The sequence below is a fragment of the Rhizobium giardinii bv. giardinii H152 genome, assembly GCF_000379605.1.
Lineage (GTDB): Bacteria > Pseudomonadota > Alphaproteobacteria > Rhizobiales > Rhizobiaceae > Pararhizobium > Pararhizobium giardinii.
Genome location: NZ_KB902580.1, coordinates 190,488 through 210,054, shown reverse-complemented (window position 1 = coordinate 210,054; position 19,567 = coordinate 190,488). Strand labels below are relative to the sequence as shown.

General features: G+C 59.5%; 12 protein-coding genes and 1 pseudogene. 11 read left to right on the top strand and 2 right to left on the bottom strand.

What is annotated here, in order from left to right:
* The first annotated feature begins 3 nt into the window (after positions 1 to 3).
* Positions 4 to 1,086 carry an aldo/keto reductase gene (locus tag A3AY_RS0107435; RefSeq protein WP_018325055.1) on the top strand — a complete coding sequence of 361 codons (1,083 nt, stop codon included), beginning with the start codon at positions 4 to 6 and terminating at the stop codon, positions 1,084 to 1,086.
* Positions 1,087 to 1,487: 401 nt separating this feature from the next.
* Here A3AY_RS0107435 and A3AY_RS0107425 read toward each other — a convergent pair whose 3' ends face one another.
* Positions 1,488 to 2,555 (bottom strand): ABC transporter ATP-binding protein, encoded by a 1,068-nt coding sequence (locus tag A3AY_RS0107425; protein ID WP_018325054.1) that lies wholly within the window; start codon positions 2,553 to 2,555, stop codon positions 1,488 to 1,490.
* A gap of 339 nt (positions 2,556 to 2,894) precedes the next feature.
* Here A3AY_RS0107425 and A3AY_RS0107420 point away from each other — a divergent pair, with 339 nt between their 5' ends.
* The 6 genes from A3AY_RS0107420 (at position 2,895) to rbsK (ending at position 9,114) form a co-directional block, all read left to right on the top strand.
* Positions 2,895 to 4,535, top strand: coding sequence for an extracellular solute-binding protein (locus A3AY_RS0107420; RefSeq protein WP_018325053.1), 1,641 nt, complete (start codon positions 2,895 to 2,897; stop codon positions 4,533 to 4,535).
* Positions 4,536 to 4,607: 72 nt separating this feature from the next.
* Positions 4,608 to 5,726: a carbohydrate ABC transporter permease gene (locus tag A3AY_RS0107415; protein ID WP_018325052.1), complete on the top strand. Its 1,119-nt coding sequence runs from the start codon at positions 4,608 to 4,610 to the stop codon at positions 5,724 to 5,726.
* A complete protein-coding gene (locus tag A3AY_RS0107410; protein ID WP_018325051.1) occupies positions 5,726 to 6,637 on the top strand; it encodes a carbohydrate ABC transporter permease in 912 nt (303 codons plus the stop codon). The genes A3AY_RS0107415 and A3AY_RS0107410 overlap by 1 nt, the downstream gene beginning before the upstream one ends.
* 18 nt (positions 6,638 to 6,655) lie before the next feature.
* Positions 6,656 to 7,684 carry a LacI family DNA-binding transcriptional regulator gene (locus tag A3AY_RS0107405; RefSeq protein ID WP_018325050.1) on the top strand — a complete coding sequence of 343 codons (1,029 nt, stop codon included), beginning with the start codon at positions 6,656 to 6,658 and terminating at the stop codon, positions 7,682 to 7,684.
* Positions 7,685 to 7,726: 42 nt separating this feature from the next.
* Positions 7,727 to 8,188, top strand: a complete 462-nt coding sequence (locus A3AY_RS0107400; protein WP_018325049.1) for an RbsD/FucU family protein — start codon at positions 7,727 to 7,729, stop codon at positions 8,186 to 8,188.
* The gene (gene rbsK / locus A3AY_RS0107395) at positions 8,185 to 9,114 is read left to right on the top strand and encodes a ribokinase (protein WP_018325048.1); all 930 of its coding nucleotides are present in this window, start codon (positions 8,185 to 8,187) and stop codon (positions 9,112 to 9,114) included. The genes A3AY_RS0107400 and rbsK overlap by 4 nt, the downstream gene beginning before the upstream one ends.
* A gap of 102 nt (positions 9,115 to 9,216) precedes the next feature.
* Here the strand turns inward: rbsK and A3AY_RS37525 are convergent.
* Positions 9,217 to 10,266: pseudogene (locus A3AY_RS37525) on the bottom strand (extracellular catalytic domain type 1 short-chain-length polyhydroxyalkanoate depolymerase).
* A 525-nt stretch (positions 10,267 to 10,791) separates the two neighbouring features.
* Here A3AY_RS37525 and A3AY_RS0107390 point away from each other — a divergent pair.
* The 4 genes from A3AY_RS0107390 to A3AY_RS0107375 all read left to right on the top strand — a co-directional run bounded on the left by A3AY_RS0107390 (position 10,792) and on the right by A3AY_RS0107375 (position 19,546).
* Positions 10,792 to 11,646 carry a glycosyltransferase gene (locus A3AY_RS0107390; protein ID WP_338053385.1) on the top strand — a complete coding sequence of 285 codons (855 nt, stop codon included), beginning with the start codon at positions 10,792 to 10,794 and terminating at the stop codon, positions 11,644 to 11,646.
* 61 nt (positions 11,647 to 11,707) lie between these two features.
* Entirely contained in the window at positions 11,708 to 14,053 is a 2,346-nt protein-coding gene (glf, locus tag A3AY_RS0107385) for a UDP-galactopyranose mutase (protein WP_026203212.1), read from the top strand.
* Positions 14,046 to 17,288, top strand: coding sequence for a glycosyltransferase (locus A3AY_RS0107380; RefSeq protein WP_026203211.1), 3,243 nt, complete (start codon positions 14,046 to 14,048; stop codon positions 17,286 to 17,288). Before glf ends, A3AY_RS0107380 begins: the two co-directional genes overlap by 8 nt.
* Positions 17,285 to 19,546 (top strand): glycosyltransferase family 4 protein, encoded by a 2,262-nt coding sequence (locus A3AY_RS0107375; protein ID WP_018325044.1) that lies wholly within the window; start codon positions 17,285 to 17,287, stop codon positions 19,544 to 19,546. The genes A3AY_RS0107380 and A3AY_RS0107375 overlap by 4 nt, the downstream gene beginning before the upstream one ends.
* Positions 19,547 to 19,567: the final 21 nt, after the last annotated feature.

Below are 19,567 nucleotides of genomic sequence, written 5' to 3'. Positions count from 1 at the left end.
CCAATGGAACATTCGAATATCAACAGACGCAGCTTCCTCGGCACGATGGGTGCGGCCGCGACAGGGCTGGCTCTCGCCACCCACGCTACGGCGCAGACCCGGGAAACGAATACGGCGTCGCCAGCCTCTGGATCAACGGCGGATGTGTTGACCCGTACGTTGCCGCGGACCGGCGAACGGGTCACCGCGCTTGGGCTTGGCACCTTCCTTACCTTCGACCTGAAGCCCGGCGATCGCCGCGACGCTCTGCGTCAGGTCTTCGAGCGGTACGTCGCCGCAGGCGGTCGCGTGGTGGACACATCGCCGCTCTACGGCTCGGCGGAAGTCAGCGTCGGCCAGTTCATGGGAGAATCTGAACGCTCTGACGAGATGTTCCTCGCCAACAAGGTCTGGTCGACAGGCGAATATCTCGGAGACGAGAGCCATGCCGTTGAAAGCTTTCGGCAATCGCGCATGCGAACTTGGCGTGACACGATCAATCTCATGCAATGCCATAGCATTACCAATGCGCCGGTCGTCATTCCGCTGATGAAGGCCTGGAAGAAGGAGGGCCTCATACGCCATGTCGGCGTCACCCATCACGAGTCGGCGGCGCAGGACCAGATATTGGCGATCGTCCAACGCGACGATGTCGACTTCATCCAGACGAACTATTCGATCTTCAACCGCGATGCCGAGCGCCGTCTTCTCCCGGCCGCCGCCGACAAGGGCGTCGGCGTCCTGATCAATCTGCCGCTTGAAAAGGCACGGTTAATGAAGGTGGTCGAGGGGCGGCCGCTCCCGGCCTTCGCGCAGGAGTTCGGGGCCATCAGCTGGGCGCAGTTCTTCCTGAAATGGGTCATGGCGCACCCGGCCGTCACAAGCGTGCTCTGCGGCACTTCTAACCCCGACCACATGAGTGATAATGTCCGGGCGATGACAGGCCCGCTCCCCGACGAGCGCATGCGTGCCCGCATGGTCGCACATATGGAAACGATTCCCGGTTTCGGCTCCATCGGCACGATGCCGTGGTATCCCGGCAAAGAGAATATGTACTCCGGCCTGATCCGAGAGGCACAGGCGAATGCGGCGCAGCGCCTGCGGTAAGGCTGCCGTGCTCTAATTCGCCATTACTTGAGAAAACCGGGAGACCGTTCCTTGCCTTCTTCCAGACGCTCTCTTTTGACGGCCTTTCTGTCGTTGCCGCTCATCGACGTGGCGAGGATGGAGGCGTTTGCGCAGGCTGCTCCCGAACTGCCGCTGACCCTTGCATGTGACGATGAAGACGAACTGACCCTCGAACGGGAAGCCGGCCCCTTCTTCAGACCGAACTCGCTGCTCAATCGGGATCTCTATGCTGCGCCCGGCTGCCCAAAACAGCGATCCGGTCCGGCACGCAATTCGAGAAGCATCTCCGGCTTCGAGCCGAATTCTTCCTGCGGCGCCTGGCTGATCCCGCCTTCCGCCAGGACGATCGCTAAAGCTTCAGCTGGCTTAAAGTCCGAGGCTCAATCCGGCCGCAATGTCTTGCCCGATCCCGCATCGAATAGATGGAGCTTTCCGGTACGAGGGGCTACTGTCACGACCTGCCCTGGCTCAAAATCGTGGCGTTCCGAAAATACCGCAACAAGCTCGCCCGGCCCGTAGCGCAGGAATACCATCGTTTCATGGCCGGTGGGTTCGGTGACGTTGACAGTCGTCGTGAGACCGCTTTCGGCCAGCGACAGATGTTCAGGCCGCACGCCCAGGAGGACAGGCTGCCCGTCAGACGCTTCCGGCGTGAAGCCGAGCGAGATCTCGTCTGCGCTCTCCGTGACGAAGATTGCACCATCGGCCTTATACCGGCCTTTGAGGAGATTCATGGACGGCGAACCGATGAAGGTTGCCACGAACGTGTTGCTGGGACGGTCGTAGAGTTCCAGCGGCGTGCCGATCTGTTCGACCTTGCCGCTCTGCATCACCACGATCTTGTCGGCCATAGTCATCGCTTCGACCTGGTCATGAGTGACATAGACGGTCGTGGTTTTCAGCCGCTGGTGCAATTCCTTGATCTCCTTGCGCATCTGCACGCGCAGCTTGGCATCCAGGTTCGACAAAGGCTCGTCGAACAGGAATACTTGTGGCGACCTGACGATGGCTCGACCCATCGCCACGCGCTGCCGCTGGCCGCCCGAAAGCTGACGCGGATAACGGTCCAGATAGGGTACGAGATCGAGTGTTTCGGCCGCCGCCTGCAGCCGCTGTTTGATGACGTCCGCCGGCTGCTTCTGTAGGCGGAGCGCAAAAACCATGTTTTCGGCAACAGTTTTGTGCGGATAAAGCGCATAGCTCTGGAAGACCATCGCGATATCGCGGTCCTTGGGCGGCAGATTGTTGACGACCTTTCCGCCGATTGAGATTGTGCCGCCTGTGATGCTTTCGAGCCCTGCGACCATCCGCAAAAGGGTCGATTTCCCGCAACCGGACGGGCCGACGAGAACGACAAACTCGCCGTCGCGAATTTCTATATTTACACCATGCAGGACATTTAGCGCGCCGTAGGCCTTCTGCGCCCCCGAAATATTGACCTCAGCCATGTGCCTCCCACTCGCTTTCCGGCGGCCCCGGGCAGCCCCAGGGGTTATGCATCTCTGGACAGATATTCCCAGGCATCCGGCGTCGCGAACCCGCCCTCAGCCCTACCGAAAAGTACCCGTCCCCTCCATGAAACGTTTCATTTTTCATTGACTTTTTCCGCCTGCCGTCTAATGCTCGTTATCGAGACCGGGAGGAGCGGTTTCAAGCAAGCAAGATATGAAACGTTTCATTTTCTTGTTTACCAGATAGTTCTGCACGAGGCCAGTCTTAAAATGGGACTGGAGCCAGCTTGGCAACACCGGTTGGCGGCAGCACAACGAAACGTGGAGGAGGAAGACATGAAAGTCGAAATATACGATGCATTAATGCGCCGTCAGACAAGTCGCCGCGACGTTTTGCGCGGAACGGCAAGTGCCGCGGCTCTGCTCGGCCTGTCGGGCGCGATGGGCGGAATTGCCGGCACCGCATCTGCCGCGGATGATTTGCGTGCCCAAATCCTGCAAATTCCGGGTGTCGGCAAGGGCTCGCCAACGGACGCAGACTGGCAGAAGGTGGGCGAGCTCTGCCTCGGTCCGACCAAGGCGAATGTCACGCAAGGCGAGTTCGTCGGTGTCGAGTTGACCTTCATGGGGCTCAATAATCAGAATCTCCACAACTTCCTGTTTCGCGGTTTCCTGAAGCCGTGGGAAGCCTATACAGGAGCCAAGATCAACTGGATCGACCTTGCCCAGGCCGACTACAACGCCCGACTTCAACAGTCGATCGCAACCGGCACGGTCGACTTCGACATCCTTGAAATGGGCGCACCCTTCGAAGGCGATACCGCCGGCCGCGGGCTCCTAGACGAGATGCCCGACTGGGTTGGAAAGCAGATCGATGCCGACGACCTGGTGAGCTACCTGAAGCCACCGGTCGGCACTTGGGACAGCAAGATCTACCGCGTGACGATCGACGGCGACTGCCACACCTTCGCCTATCGCAAGGATTACTTCGGCGAAGGCTCGATCAGCGGCATGGCCGAGCCACCGAAGACCTGGCAGGAAGTCAACGAAGCTTCCAAGGCGCTGATCGGCAAGACCGATCCGCTGACCGGCCAGCCAGCCTACGGTTATCTCGACCCGCTCAAGGGCTGGGGCGGTTTCGGCTTCTATTTCATCGAGAACCGCGCGACGGCCTATGCCAAGTATCCGGGCGACCCGGCTTGGCTGTTCGATCCTGAAAACATGAAGCCGCTGGTCAATAACCCCGCGTGGGTTCAGGCGATCCAGGACGTCTTGGATCTGATCGCGGCTAAGGCCTATCCGGCCGACCAGATCAATGCTGATCCTGGCACCACAGCCTTCTCGCAGTTCCTTGCGGGCACCGGCGCAATGCTGATGTGGTGGGGCGATGTCGGCTCCGGCGCGCGCACCTCGGACACCTCAGTTGTGGGCGACGTGGTCGGCTTCGGCATCAACCGGGGCTCCAACCGCGTCTTCAACCGCATGACCGGGCAATGGGAGGACAAGTATAACGAAGCGCCGAACATGGCCTATCTCGGCTGGGGTATCTACGTCACCAAGCGGGTCTCCAGCGACGAGAAGAAGCGCAAGGCGGCTTGGTCTGCTGCGGCCCATCTCGGCGGCAAGGATTTGTCCCTGTGGACGTCGGCCTACCCCTCCGGCTTCCAGCCCTACCGTCAGTCCAACTTCAACTATGATGAATGGGAAAAGGCAGGTTACGACCGCGCCTATATCGAGGACTACCTCGGTTCGAACGCCGACAGCTACAACCATCCGAACGCGGCCATCGAACCGCGCATCCCCGGCATCTTCCAATATTACTCTGTCGCCGAGGACGAACTGGCGAAGGGTTTTGCCGGACAGTACAAGACGGCACAGGAAACCGCGGATGCGATTGCAGGCGCCTGGGAGAAGATCACCGACCAGATCGGCCGCGATAGCCAGCTGAAACTCTATCGGGCGAGCCTCGGGCTCTGACCGATTGACTAGACGCGCTGGCGGATCAAAAGCGATTTCGCCAGCGCCCATTCTGTTCGGGCGAGGAATATCATGTCGACAGTCGAAGGCGACCTGCTCCACACGGTCGAAGCCGGCGCCATTTCCGCGAATCGTCGCTTCTGGGGCCGCACGGTTCTGTGGCTGAGCGCCATATGGTTCGTAGCATCGTTTCTCTTACAGGGTGCCCATGAGTTGGGGTGGACCGATTGGGGATTCGTTAACTGGCGCCCGGTACTCTACGCCTATTTTCTCTGGGCCGCCGTTCTCTGCGTCACTCGCGTCGTCATTTACGGCGAGGCAGGCAAGAAGGCGCTTTTTGTTCTGCCGGCAGCGCTTTTCGTAGTGTCGATGGTCGTCTTCCCGCTGATCTTTGCGCTCTGGATCGGCTTTTCTGATTGGAATCTCGCCTCTTCAACCGGGCGCCGCTTCAACGGGCTCGACAATGTGCGCCGGATGATCGCGGATCCGTTCTATACCAACGCCTTGCTCAATATGATCCTTTATTGCCTGGCGATTGCGGTCGAATATGCGATCGCGTTCGGTTTGGCCTTGCTCCTCAACCAGGAAATCATCGCACGCAAGTTCTGGCGCGTAACCTTCCTGGTGCCCTTGATGCTGTCGCCGGTCGCGGTAAGTTGGATGGTGGGCAAGTCGATGATGGAGACCCGTTTCGGCCCGGTCGCACGACTTGCCCGCTGGCTCGGATGGGAAAATCCATCCTTCTTCGGCGACCCGCTGACAGCGCGGCTTTCGATCATGATCATGGACGCCTGGACCTTCATTCCCTTCATGATGATCATGCTGCTCGCCGGGTTGCAGGCCTTGTCGCGGGAGGTGCTGGAGGCGGCCGAAGTCGATGGTGCGACCAAGTGGCAACGCTTTTGGAAGGTCATTTTCCCGCTCATGCTGCCGGTTTCGGTAACGGCTGTGATGATCCGCATCATCTTCAAGCTCAAGCTCGCCGATATCATCATCACGGTAACATCAGGAGGTCCCGGCGGGGCGACCGATTCCGTCACCAGTTTCATTTATCGCGAATACCGCGACCGTTCGAATGTCGGATACGGTACCCTTCTCGCACTCGTCTATCTGGTGATCATCGTCTTCGGCATGACGGTGCTGATGAAGTTTTCCGACCGCATTGTGAAGCGTATGACAGGAAGGCTCTGATGGTTCGGATCGATTTCGAAAAATACGCGCGTGGCCAACGCATTCGCTGGTGGGCCATGCGTTTCGCCGTCTACGGCCTGCTCGTCATATGGGCATTCGTATGCGTCTTCCCGCTGTTCTGGACGGTCTCGACCTCGTTCAAGACTGCCGCCGACGTCATGCGGGGCAATCTGATCCCCTGGTTCAACTTTTCGCCCAGCTGGCTTGGCTGGCGCTCGCTCGGGCTTTCCCCGGATACGATTTTCCAGATATCGACGGTGCGCGACGAGTTCATGCGCAGGCTCTGGAACAGCGTCATCATCTCGGTCACGGCGTCCGCCCTTGCGGTCGTGCTCGGATCGCTCGCGGCCTATGGCCTCAGCCGCTTTTCTTATAAGTTCGGTCATATGCGCAACTCCGACATTTCGTTCTTCTTCTTGTCGCAGCTCATTATGCCCCCCGTCGTCCTCGCCCTGCCGTTCCTGGTTCTCTACAAGGAGTTGGCGCTGCTGGACACTTATGTGGGCATGATCGCCGTCTACACGCTGATGGTCTTGCCGATCGTCGTCTGGATCATGCGCGACCAGTTCGCCACGGTGCCAGTAGAACTCGAAGAGGCCGCGCTCGTCGATGGGCTGTCTGTCTGGGGCGCGTTTGCCCGCATTATCGTGCCGCTCGTTCTTCCGGGCATGGTTGCCGCCTTCCTCCTGGCGCTGATCCTGTGCTGGAACGAATATTTCTTCGCCGCACTGTTGACCTCCACCAATACCAACACCCTGCCGGTAATGATCGCCAGCCAGACGGGCAGCCAGGGCATCAACTGGTGGTCGATGGCCGCCCTTTCCACCGCCGGCATCCTTCCACTGGTCATCGTTGGCGTCGTGCTGGAAAAGCACATCATCGCCGGGATGACCGCAGGAGCAGTAAAGTAAACTGCGGGACGTTCGAAAATGTCAAAGATGCCCACAGTCAAGGATGTAGCCGAATATGCGGGCGTGTCCGTGGGCACCGTTTCGCGCGTGCTGTCGGGCGAAACCGCAGTCAAACCTATGCTGCGCGAAAAGGTCAACGGCGCCATTTCTGCGCTCGGTTTTCGTCCGAACGTGACCGCGAGAGCGCTGCGCACCAGCAGAACCGATGTCATCGGCCTCGTCGTTCCCGACATCACCAATCCTTTCTTCGCGCAACTGGCCGCAAGCGTTGAGCGTGCGGCGCTCGAATGCGGGCATAGCCTCATGCTGGCGAGCTCGCATAACGATCGCGCGGCCGAGCAGAGCCTCGTTTCTGCATTTCTTGACCGGTCGGTGCGCGGCATCATCGTGGTGGCTTCGAGCGACGGTTCGGGGCTCCACCTCGAGGCAGCGGTTCCGATCATATCCCTGGACCGGCGCTTCGGCACCTTTCCCCTGGTGTCGACCAACCATGCGCAAGCGGCCGCGCTGATTGCGGATCATCTCTATGGGCTGGGGCACCGCCATATCGCCTATATCGCCGGGCCGCTCGACACTGAGGCCGGTCGCATGCGCGAGGAGGGCTTCGTCAGCCAAATCGACCGGTTCGGCAAGACCGGCGAACCCGTTGAACTCGAAATTGCCTACGGCAGATTCGACTACGAGTCCGGTGAAACAATTGCCCGTGACCTGCTTTCGCGTCCGCCGCAGGACCGGCCCACGGCGGTTGCAGCTGCCAGCGACCAGCAGGCCATCGGTGCGCTGCGCGCTGCGCGCGACCTCAAGATCGACGTGCCGCGCAAGCTGTCAGTGACGGGTTTCGACGACATTTTGCTCGCCAATCTCGTCGTGCCTCGGCTGACGACCATACGCCAGCCGGCCGACACGCTGGCACGGCGCGCGGTCGGCCTTCTCCTTGAGGAACCATCGGGCAGGGGAGACGAGATGGTTGACGGGTCGTTGATCGTACGGGGGTCGAGCGGCCCGCCCGCGCAACCTAAGGCGGATGTCGCTGGGCATAAAAACTGAAGCAAGGCCGGCACTGCGGCCAAGGAAGGGATGGAAAGATCAATGCTCAAGGGAATTAGGGCCGAACTCAACGGCGACATTCTTCAAGCACTTTGCAACATGGGACACGGCGACTATCTCGTCATTTCCGACATGAACTTTCCGTCGGATTCGATCGCCCGCCAGACGCGTCTGGGTAAGCTGCTGACTATGGAAAATATCCCCGCGCCACAGGCGATAGACGCAGTCCTTTCCGTCTTCCCTCTGGACACACCGATCCAGCCTTCGGTGGGCCGCATGGAAGTGATCGGCAAGCCCGATGAAATTCCGGCGATTCAACAGGAAGTCCAGGCCATTGTTGACCGTGTCGAAGGCAAGCCATCGCCGATGTATCCCGTCGAACGGATGGCGTTCTATGATATCGCCAGCAAGGCCTATTGTGTGATCGCAACCGGGGAACTGCGGTTCTACGGATGTTTCCTTCTGACCAAGGGTGTCATTCCGGCGGCGGAGGCCGTTAGATGAGCGGGAAAAGCGGGATCGTCATTTTGGGCATTTTTGCCGCCGACACCGCCTACAAGGCCAAGCGCCTGCCCCATATTGCCGAGACGCTGATGGGGTCGGGTTTTACGCTTGGGCCGGGAGGCAAGGGCTCCAACCAGGCAATTGCCGCGGCAAAAGCCGGCGGCAAGGTGACTTTTATCTCAAGGGTCGGCAACGACCCGTTCGGCGAGATGGCGCTTGCGGCCTATGCGGCGGCGGGCGTCAAAGCCAATGTGATGAAGATGGAAGGCGTATCCACGGGCGCGGCCTTCATCTTCGTCGACGAAGTAAGCGGCGACAATGCCATCATCGTCGCACCGGGTGCCGCAGGCCTTATCGGCATCGACGATGTCGACGCGAACCGGACGGAGATCGAAAACGCTGCCATTTTCATGACCCAACTCGAACAGCCGCTCGAAGCGGCCATACATGGCCTATCGATGGCGAAAAAAGCAGGAGCCACGACGATCTTCAATCCCGCGCCTGCCGGCGCCATTCCGGACAGCATCTACGGCTTGTGCGATTTCATCGTCCCGAATGAAGTCGAAGCAGCGGAATTGGTGGGCCACCCGATCGAAACCGATGAACAGGCACGTGCGGCGGCCTGCGCCTTGCTTGATCGAGGGGCGCAAGCGGTGATCATCACGCTCGGCGCACGCGGCGCCTTCTATCACACGACCGGGCAGAGCGAATTCGTACCCGCGTTTTCGGCGGGCGATGTCATCGACACAACCGGAGCCGGGGATGCCTTCCTTGGTGCCTTCGCGACGGCGATTTCCGAAGGATATGCGCCGGTCGAGGCGGTCCGCTTTGGTTGCGCAACCGCCGCGATTGCCGTGACACGGCCGGGCACGGCCCCCGCCATGCCGTCGCGCGCCGACATCAACGCCTTGCTGGGCTCATCATGATTGAACATCGCAAGGGAAATCTAGATCAACCGGCTGTTGGATGTGCGGAGCGAGAGAAGGGCCGATGGCATTTGCACGAAATGCATCCACCGCCCCGCGCGATTAACGCATCAGTCTCGCTGATGGCAGCGCGTTCTCGATAACGGCTTTTACATTGTGACCGTCCTGCTCCAGTGCGGCTGCCAGGGCTCCGGGGTTGCGGATGCTCATCTGCCTGCTCTCGACGCATAAAGGGTGCCACAAGCCCCCACGACCGGGCGATCTCGACGGTCGAGGAGATGCCTACATCGAGCATGAAGGGTCCACACCGGCCAAGCCCCAGTCAACGTCCAGCGGGGTGGTGCCATGCGCCACTTCCTTGGATTTGGTAGAATTCTATGGCGTCGCGGCCGGAGTGGTCGCGCCAGACCTTGCGCACATGCCCGCCGACTTTTCCCGATGTCGTCGGCAGACTTGAAATGCCGTGGACGCCGCGCCATTGTTCGATGATCGCATTCGCATTCGCCAATTGTCGCTAAAGCCTTGCCAGACAGAAATCGTCGGCCATGCTCCCCTATGGCCGGAAGATTTCGGCCGTTGCCTGCACGACCTCGTAGTCGGAAGCCCCATGGCCGCGCGCATCCGGTCAAACGCTTCGGGCATACCGCGTGGGGAAGTCCAGGCGCCGCCTGCGAAGACCTCTGGGTGGGTGGCCAGCATCCCGTTCGCCATGGCCCCTCCCGCGGAAAGTCCGGTCACATAGATGCGCTTCTCTTCGATGCTATGGGCCGGTACCATCGCGGCGATCATTTGCCGGATCGAAAGGGCTTCACCGTGACCTCGTTTGATGTCATCGGGATTGAACCAGTTGGAGCAGCGATCGGCGTTGTTCGCTTGGACGTGTTCCGGGTAGAGGACGACAAAACCCATATTCGTCGGCCCGTTTCGACCATCCCGACCCAAGGTCATACCCGGCGGCCGTCTGCGTGCAGCCGTGCAGCATGGCGACGAGCGCGGGGCTGTCCGGCAACTGCGCGGGAACGTCCCACCCAGACAGAGCGCCGGATTGGAGCCGCGCGGTTCCAGCGGCGTCAGAGGCGAAACTATGGGAGCCTTGGTGGATGGAGTGCGCAGCTTTGCCAGCCGCTGCAGGGTGCCAGACAGGGATCTCATGAATTTTGCCTCCGGCGTTGCGCACCACCGGGATGGCGCGGCGGGTTATACCTCGCGAACGATGATATCGTTACTGCACTGCACAAAATTAGGATCGCCCCAGGAACGGCGGCCCGATAAGCGGCACAGCTTTGAATGCCCTGCATCTTTTTCGATTTACGGGCGTTTCTACATCTCCGCTAGAAACATATTGGAGAACGTCCTCTCAAATGGACTTTGGCAATGAAAGCCAATCGAATCGTAGTTGTTAGCGACTTTCAGGACGGAGAATGGGAAAGCGCGCCCATGCCCACCGTCGCTCAGTTGACGCAGGAGTGGAGTTCTGGGACGCGGGGAGCGGCACCCGAATCTCAACATTCGTCGCAGCCTGTCGAGGTTGAGGGTGGATATATCGAGAGACTGCCTCTTGCATGTCTTCGAGCCGGCCTGGTCACCGGTGCCGAAATCTGGACGCATTGGCGAGGCGCTTCACCTCCGCGAGACTGGACTTGTGGAAGTCCTCATCTGAGGCGGCGGGCATTCCGCTTGAACGGAGCTGAGGCGCCGTTTTCGTCTAATGACATGCTTGGACATATAAAAGCATTCGGACCACCGGCAATTCTGTGCGTTTGGGGACTTGGAGTCAGTGAAGAAATTTTGCTGGCCTGTCGGCAGAGCTTCAAAATCTACAATTCCATTGACGCCCCGGCACTTCGGATTCCCCCGGAGGTTAGCCGGCATTTCAATCTTGTGCTTACTGGAGCGGAATGGCAGTCGGAGGCGGTGTGGGAGCGTCATCCGGAGATGCGCGTGGCAGTCCTTCCAATCGGGCCGGAATTCGCGTCGGAGACGACATTCTATCCAATTGAAATCGAAAAGATTTACGATCTGATATACGTCGCGGCAGCTCAACCGTACAAACGCCACGACATATTGTTCCAAGCCCTTGCGAAACTACCTAAGTCTTTTCGCACGCTTTGTGTCTCCGGCTATGGCGAGATGATGGGAGATCTGCGCAACCATGCCGCGGCGCTGGGTATCAATGTAGACTTTATAGGTCCACCTGGAGTCCCCTTCACGGAGATCAACCGGTTGATGAATTGCGCAAGGATGGGCGTGGTCTGCGGTGTGGAAGATGGGGCGCCAGCCATCCTGACCGAATATATGTTGGCAGGCATTCCGGTTCTCGCGAATAACGCTCTGGCTTGCGGCCTGCAATACATTACCCCAAAGACTGGCCAGACCAGCACAGCGGATCAATTTCACAACGGAATTATCGAGATGCTTGCTCGCGAGTTTGAATTCGAGCCACGACAAGTTGTTTTACAGAATTGGACTTGGCAGCACTCTGTCCGCAAACTTCAGCGGCTGATCGAGTCATCCGCAGGGCGAAAGTTCTAATATAGGCGGAACATTCTCTTTATCCCTTAGTTCTCTCGCGTCATCAACGAGAGCGCTGTAAATGAATCTCCTGAATGTTTTCTCTCGAGTGCCTGAAGCGCCAAGCTTCGGAGATCGGCCCCTGATCTGCTTTTCTCACCTACGGTGGGATTTCGTGCTTCAAAGACCGCAGCACCTCATGCGGCGCTTTTCAGCGGAGAGGCAAGTCCTCTTCTTCGAAGAATTCATACCCACGGATCACCATCTTGCCTATCTGGAGATCCACCCGTTCGAAGGCACGCGCGTAAAATCCATCCGACCCCGCATTCCCCATTGCTGGACCGAGGAGGATCGTGAGGCTGCTCTCCGTTCACTCCTTGACGACGTGATTCAACTTATGGGCATCAGGCAGCCAGTCCTGTGGTTCTACACGCCGATGATGTTCTCTTTTGCGCGCCACGTTGACGCGTCCGCCGTGATCTATGACTGCATGGATGAGTTGGCGAATTTCAAGTTCGCGCCGCCCCGGATAAAAGAGTTAGAAAGCGCGCTCATCGCCCGCGCCGACGCGGTCTTTACCGGAGGCTACAGCCTCTACGAGGCAAAGAAGCGCTACCACGACAACATACATCCGTTCCCATCCAGCGTGGACGCACCGCATTTTCGCGCAGCAAGATCTGGCCTTTCGGAGCCAGCAGACCAGGCCACGATACCGGGACCGAAATTGGGTTTCTGTGGGGTGATCGATGAACGACTGGACCTTGATCTTATTCGTTCGGTCGCCGCGCTGAAGCCCAACCTGGCATTCGTGTTCTTGGGGCCGGTGATAAAGATTTCGCCGGATGAATTGCCGCGAGCGAACAATATTCACTACCTCGGGCAAAAGGCCTATTCCGACTTGCCGGCCTATCTCTCCAGTTGGGACGCAGCATTAATGCCGTTCGCGCTCAACGAAGCAACGCAATATATTAGCCCCACGAAAACCCCGGAATATCTCGCCGCCGGCCGTCCCGTCATCAGCACGAGAATATTCGATGTCGACCGGTCTTACGGGAGCGTTCCCGGCGTTTTCATCGCCGACGACGCGAAAGGCTTCGTCGAGGCGTGCGAGGCGGCGCTGGAGATGAAATCGTCGAGCAGCGCGTGGTTGAAAGACGTGGATGCCTTGCTTGCCCTGTCTTCCTGGGACGACACATTCCACAGCATGAAGCTGTTGGTCGAAGAGGCGCTCGATAGGAAAAACCGCGCCGCCGCGCCGCCGCGGAAATTCCGGGTAAAAAAGGGCGGTTCAGCGTACGACTATGTCATCGTTGGCGCGGGATTCGCGGGGTCTGTCCTCACAGAAAGACTGGCCGCCGATGCCGGCAAGCGTGTCCTCATTTGCGACCGTCGCTCGCATGTCGGAGGCAACGCGCATGATTACTACAATGACGACGGAATTCTCGTACATCGTTATGGCCCCCATATCTTCCACACCAATAGTGAGGAGATATTCGACTACCTTTCCCGGTTTACAGCCTGGAGGCCCTATGAACATCGGGTCCTGGCACAGGTTGGCGATCAACGCCTGCCGATACCGATCAATCGCACCACATTGAACAGGCTCTATGGGCTCGATCTGAGCGATGACGCTGCGGCGGAGAGGTTTTTGGGCGACCGCGCCGAGCCATGCCATCCCATTCGCACCTCCCGGGATGTCGTGGTCTCGCAGGTCGGAACGGAGCTGTATCGCGTGTTCTTCGAGGGCTACACCCGCAAACAGTGGGGCCTTGATCCGGCGGATCTCGATAAGTCGGTGACGGCGCGTGTGCCGACGCGCACGAATATCGACGATCGCTACTTCCTGGACAGATTTCAGGTGATGCCGCTCCACGGCTACACGCCAATGTTCGAGCGGATGCTGGATCACGACAATATCACCGTGATGCTCGGAACCGACTACGCCGACATCCGCGGGCAAGGGCTTGCGCCCCACACAATCTTCACAGGGCCGATCGACGAATACTACAATTATCGGTTCGGGCAACTTCCCTATCGCAGCCTCGAATTTGTCCACGAGACCCACGATGTCAGGCGGTTCCTTCCGGTTGGCGTCGTCAACTATCCCTCAGAAGACGTTCCGTATACCCGCGTTACCGAATACAAACATCTGACTGGCCAGGTTCACGCCAAGACGAGCATCAGTTACGAGTTTTCCCGCCCCGACGGCGATCCCTACTATCCGATCCCGCGACCGGAAAATCAGATTCTCTACAAGCAATATGAAGCTTTGGCTCGGCAGCTCGACCAGGTGACCTTTGTCGGTCGCCTTGGAACGTACAAGTACTACAATATGGACCAAGTGATTGGTCAGGCGCTCGCGACCTATAAGAGGCTGCGCCTGCGCCATGGTGTGACCGACCCGATTATCGGCGGCGTATATGGCTGATCGAACTCGCATCGTTTTGGCCACCGATAGTCTCGACCCCTCGGGGGTGGGGGTGCATATGCTTGCGTTGGGCCGAGCGTTGCAAGGGTCCTACGACGTCACCCTGGCACTCGTCGCGCAGAGTGGCGCGAGCCAGCTCTTTGGGGCGGCTCGGCATGGTCTGGCGATCAAGTCGATCGAACGCCACGAAGATTTTGGCGATTGGCTGGCGAAGTCCGGCGTTGACCTGCTGCATGTCCACGCAGGCATCGGCTGGGAAGGGCACGACCTCGCTCAGGAGGGCATCAGCCACGGCATCCCGGTCATCCGAACGGAACATCTCCCCTATCTGCTCACCGATCCCGGCCAGCAGGATGAATATGCGCGGGCAATTGCCGGGCTTTCCCATCGTATTGTCGTCTCCGAGGCTTCGCTCGCGAGCTTCGCCGCGCATCAGGTCGCTTCCTCCCAAATGACTGTGGTGCGCAACGGCATATTTCCTCTCGAGCCGGTCCTTCCTCCGGAGCACATGAAGGCGGAACTTGAAGTGATGGGGCGGGCGGTCATTGTGACGGTCGCTCGCTTTTCTGTTCAGAAAGACCACGCCACGCTCATTCGAGCAATGCCAGAGGTTCTCCGCAGGGACCCTCGCGCGGTTCTGCTGCTTGTCGGATGCGGTGAGGAGCGGGCGAATGTCGACGCGCTCGCGACCGAGCTGAGCCTGAAAGACGCCGTTCGGTTCCTCGGTCATCGATCGGATGTGGCCGACATCATGTCGATCGCCGACCTTTTTGTCCTTCCGTCACGGTTCGAAGGGTTGCCGCTGGTTGTCCTCGAGGCGATGTCGCTTGGCGTCCCGGTGGTGGCGACGCGGATCGGGGGAACGATCGAGGCGCTGGGCGAGACGCATACATACTTCGCCGAGCCCAACGACCCGTCCGAATTGGCAAGCGTCATCGGAAGTGCATTGGCCGACCCGGAAGGGCGCGCCGCCGCGGGTGCGACGGGGCTGAGGCGGTTCCGTCAAGAGTTCGCGGCCGTTCGCATGGCTGCGCAAACGTCAACCATCTATCAGCGGTATTTCGCCCCCCGCACAGATCCCACCCAAGAGGACAGACCTATGCGCAAGTCACGTCTCGGCTTTATCGGCGTTGGGGGCATCGCCCGCCGTCATCTGGATATCCTGGCGAGCTTCGAGGATGTTGATCTCGTGGCCTTTGCCGACCCCGATCTGGGTCGTGCCGACGAAGCCGCAATGCGGTTCGGGGCACGGTCTTTCCCTAGCCACAGGGAAATGTTGAATTCGGAGGCGTTGGATGCCGTTTATGTCTGCATTCCGCCGTTTGCGCACGGATCACCGGAGTTTGACTTGATCGAGCGGGGCATTCCGTTCTTCGTGGAGAAGCCGGTATCGCTCGACCTTGCCGTTGCCGAAGACCTCGCCGCGGAAATCGCCAGAAAGAACATCATCACGGCGGTTGGCTATCACTGGCGATATCTCGACACGGTCGACGAGGCCCGGGAATTATTGGCGAACAATCCCGCACAGCTTCTCTCCGGTTATTGGCTGGACTCGACGCCACCGCCACAGTGGTGGTGGAAGGAAGAAACGTCGGGCGGCCAGATGGTCGAACAGGGAACGCACCTGCTTGATCTGGCGCGTTTTCTGATCGGTGAGGTCACAGAGGTTTATGGCCGCGCCGGACACAAGGATCGACCGGATTTTCCGGGCTTGGATGTCCCCACGGTGACGACGGCGAACCTCACCTTCCAATCGGGCGCGGTTGCCAACATCTCGTCCACATGCCTTCTGAATTGGAGCCACCGCGTCGGCCTCCATATCTTCGCCGACAAACTTGCTATCGAGCTCACCGATCGCGACATCATGATTGATGTTGGGCGAGGGCGACCGACGCGCGGCGCCGAAGGCGATCCCGTCTGGCGCGAGGACAGGGATTTTATCGATGCGGTCCGGGGGGCCGAAAACCGCATTCGTTGCCCATACTCCGATGCTTTGGTGACGCATCGACTGGCCCACGCGGTCGTATCGTCCGCGCGTACGGGAGAACCGGTGCATCTGGAACTGCCTGACATTGCCAAACGTCGGCTGTCACCGCTCCAAGTTCAGCCGCATTCCGAAATGCAGCCTGAGACACCCCCCGGTCATCGCAAGATACGTTCGCTTGGGATCGAAGCGCCGGGCCAGGCCTATTTCTTCGAATATGAGGAAGGCCCGCCGCCGGAGGGCCATGTACGGCTCGATACGCTCTATACCGGTTTTTCCGCTGGCACAGAACTGACGTTCCTGAAGAACACCAATCCTTACTTCCGTTCGCGCTTCGATGGGGGGCGGGGAGTCTTCATCGATAACGAGGCCGACCTGCATTATCCGGTGGCCTTCCTGGGGTACATGGAGGTCGCGCGTGTCGCGGAGTCGCGGGCCGGCGGCTTTTGTGACGGGCAGGTGCTCGCCACCACCTATGCGCATAAGACAGGCCATACGGCTGATCCATACCACGACCTGCTCGTGCCAATGCCCTCTGAAGTCGACCCGTTGCTTGGCATTTTCGTCGCCCAGATGGGCCCAATCGCCGCCAACGGGATTCTACACGCCGACGCCGAAGCATTTGGGGCCGGGGTGCCGTGTCTCGGCGCGGGTATCGCGGGGCGGCCGGTCATTGTCATCGGAGCAGGGACCGTCGGTCTGCTCACCGCGCTCTTTGCTCGCAAGCTCGGCGCATCCGACGTCGTGATTACCGATCCGTCCGATTTCCGGCGAGGAAAGGCCGAGGCCATGGGGCTGACTGCCATGACAGAAGATCAGGCATGGCAGCATGCCAAGGCACGTTGGCATGACGCTGCAATGGGCCGAGGCGCGGATCTTGTCTTTCAAACGCGCGCCGGTGCCGGAAGCCTTCACACGGCGTTAAAAGCGCTGCGGCCGCAGGGCACGGTTATCGATCTTGCCTTCTACCAAGATGGTGCCCAGGCGTTGCGGCTCGGCGAGGAGTTTCATCACAACGGCCTCAACATCCGCTGCGCGCAGATCAACCGCGTGCCTCGGGGGCTGGCCACGCTTTGGGATCGGCGCCGGCTCGCTCTTGAAACGCTTGAACTCTTGAAGCGTGACGGCGCAGCCATCCGGGAGCACGTCGTGACCCACGTTATTCCCATCGATGAGGGACCAGGGTTCCTGCGCGACCTGATCGAAAATCGTCCGGACTTCCTGCAAATCGTGTTCAAGGTCGATCCATGATTGCTCAACATGAACTCATTCGCGTGCTTTTTGTTTTCGCATGGCTGGTCGTTGGGGGCGAAGAAACGGAAGTTCGCCTTCTTGCGGCCAACATGGACCGCCGCCGCTACCGGATCGACGTTGTTGCTTGTTTTCGCAAGCCGGGCATGCCCGAGCAAAGCCATGAGCAACTTCGCGCCCTTGGGGTGGATGTCGATACCGCGCCCTACGAACTTTCGTTTGAAGACACCGTCGCCTATCTCGCCGGAAAGATCACGGGCTATGACGTGGTTGTTTCCTGTCAGAACGTCGCCGATATCTACCCGGCCCTGGAACGCCTTCATCTTCGCCCGCCACTCATCGAACACGGAGGATTGGTTTCGGAAGCCCAGGCAGGGCCCAAGCACTTTACCAGCCGATATGTCGGGGTATGCCGCTCGATCCGCGATGCGGCCGCCGCTCGAATGCCGGGACGGTCGCCTCACGCGCTGGAGATACCGTCAATGGTCGATTTTTCGGAGTTCGATCCGTCAAGGCGTCGCCTGGTGCGGGCTGCCCTTGGCGTCGGGACCGATGAGGTTTTGATCGGGTGGGTCGGACGGCTGGATCCGAAGAAGAACGTGGAGGATTTCATCGAAGCGGCTGCCTTGATACACGCGCAAGGCAAAGCCGCGCGTTTCGTCGTGGTGGGCGGAGCGGACGCCTTTCTTCCCGATTATGCCACGCGCTTGAAGTCGCTCGCGGCGTCGCGGGGGCTCGGCGGAGTATTGCGGTTTCTTGGCGATCGCAAGGACGTTCCCGACCTGCTCTCCGCTTTCGATATCTTCGTTTGGTTGTCCCGTGGCGAGGGCATGCCTCATGTCATCGCAGAGGCGGGAGCGGCGGGCTTGCCGGTGATTGCGACACCGGACAACGGCGCCCATCAGCAAATTGAGGACGGTATATCGGGTGTCTTTGTTCCTTATAATGATCCAGTGGCTGTCGCGGCCCAGATGGGCGATCTCATTGCTACACCGGAAAAGAGGCATGCCCTGGGCACGGCGTTACGTAGGAAGGTTCGCGCGCAATATTCGGCCGAGGTCGTGGTGCCACAGTGGCAAAAACTGATTGGCGATGTTCTTGCTGAGCGCAAGGCCGCCGGGCCAACCGGTCTGTTCCGCTCTTTCCTGCAGGGCGGGTTCGAATGCTCCACCCATCGCCTGCGGCCGAGAGGGGAAGAACCGCAGGGGCGGCGGCTTGATATGATCCGCGCCGTCGGCCACGACGCGTATGCCGCGCAGGATTATCGACAACTCGCCACTTACGGCATCCGCACCGTTCGGGATGGGTTTCGATGGCATCTGATCGAAAGGAAAGGGGAATTCGACTGGTCAAGCATCCTCCCGATGCTCCAGGCATCCGCATCCACCGGGACGCAGGTTATTTGGGATCTTTTCCATTACGGCTGGCCGGACGATATCGATATCTGGTCGCCCGAATTTCCCGATCGTTTCGCCCGCTTTGCGGGAGCCTGTGCGAAGGTTGTCCGCGCGGAAAGCGATTCAATTCCCTTTTATTGCCCCGTCAACGAGATTTCGTTCTTTTCCTGGGGGGGTGGTGACGCGGGCTATCTGAACCCGTTTACCCGCGGGAGGGGATTCGAACTGAAGGTCCAGCTTGCAAGGGCGGCCATTGCTGCGATGGACGCGATTCGGGCCGTCGATCGGCGCGCCCGCTTTATCCATTGCGAACCGATCATCAATGTTGTCACCGATTCCTCGCGGCCTTGGGTGGCCAGGTTGGCGGAGGGGCATAGACAGTCACAGTTCCAAGCATGGGACCTACTTGCTGGTCGGATGTGGCCCCAAATCGGAGGCGCGGAGGCCTATCTCGATGTCATAGGCGTCAACTACTATTTCAACAATCAGTGGATCCACGGCGGGCGGCCGATCGATATCGGGCACCCTTGCTACAAACCACTGCGCCATCTCTTGATTGAAACCTACGCTCGATACGGCAAGCCAATTCTTATCGCAGAAACGGGCATCGAAGCTGACAGACGACCCGCCTGGTTTAACTACGTGACCGAGGAAGCCAAGGCTGCGATGCGGGCGGGCGTCCCCCTTGAGGGTCTATGTCTTTACCCTATCGTTAGTCACACCGGGTGGGACGACGGCCGGCCTTGCGAAAACGGACTTCTGTCTGATGGCGTCTCGGACAAGGGGCGTACCGAGTACCAACCATTGGCAAATGCACTTCGTAGGTTTGATGGCGGCGATTTGGTTGCTCCGCTAACGTAGCGAGTTCATTAGTTTTTCCCG

What these genes read in the sequence shown, in the direction of transcription:
- A3AY_RS0107435 (WP_018325055.1), top strand. Translation starts at nt 4, where the DNA reads ATGGAACATTCGAATATCAACAGACGCAGCTTCCTCGGCACGATGGGT.
- A3AY_RS0107425 (WP_018325054.1), bottom strand. Translation starts at nt 2,555, where the DNA reads ATGGCTGAGGTCAATATTTCGGGGGCGCAGAAGGCCTACGGCGCGCTA.
- A3AY_RS0107420 (WP_018325053.1), top strand. Translation starts at nt 2,895, where the DNA reads ATGAAAGTCGAAATATACGATGCATTAATGCGCCGTCAGACAAGTCGC.
- A3AY_RS0107415 (WP_018325052.1), top strand. Translation starts at nt 4,608, where the DNA reads ATGTCGACAGTCGAAGGCGACCTGCTCCACACGGTCGAAGCCGGCGCC.
- A3AY_RS0107410 (WP_018325051.1), top strand. Translation starts at nt 5,726, where the DNA reads ATGGTTCGGATCGATTTCGAAAAATACGCGCGTGGCCAACGCATTCGC.
- A3AY_RS0107405 (WP_018325050.1), top strand. Translation starts at nt 6,656, where the DNA reads ATGTCAAAGATGCCCACAGTCAAGGATGTAGCCGAATATGCGGGCGTG.
- A3AY_RS0107400 (WP_018325049.1), top strand. Translation starts at nt 7,727, where the DNA reads ATGCTCAAGGGAATTAGGGCCGAACTCAACGGCGACATTCTTCAAGCA.
- rbsK (WP_018325048.1), top strand. Translation starts at nt 8,185, where the DNA reads ATGAGCGGGAAAAGCGGGATCGTCATTTTGGGCATTTTTGCCGCCGAC.
- glf (WP_026203212.1), top strand. Translation starts at nt 11,708, where the DNA reads ATGAATCTCCTGAATGTTTTCTCTCGAGTGCCTGAAGCGCCAAGCTTC.
- A3AY_RS0107380 (WP_026203211.1), top strand. Translation starts at nt 14,046, where the DNA reads ATGGCTGATCGAACTCGCATCGTTTTGGCCACCGATAGTCTCGACCCC.
- A3AY_RS0107375 (WP_018325044.1), top strand. Translation starts at nt 17,285, where the DNA reads ATGATTGCTCAACATGAACTCATTCGCGTGCTTTTTGTTTTCGCATGG.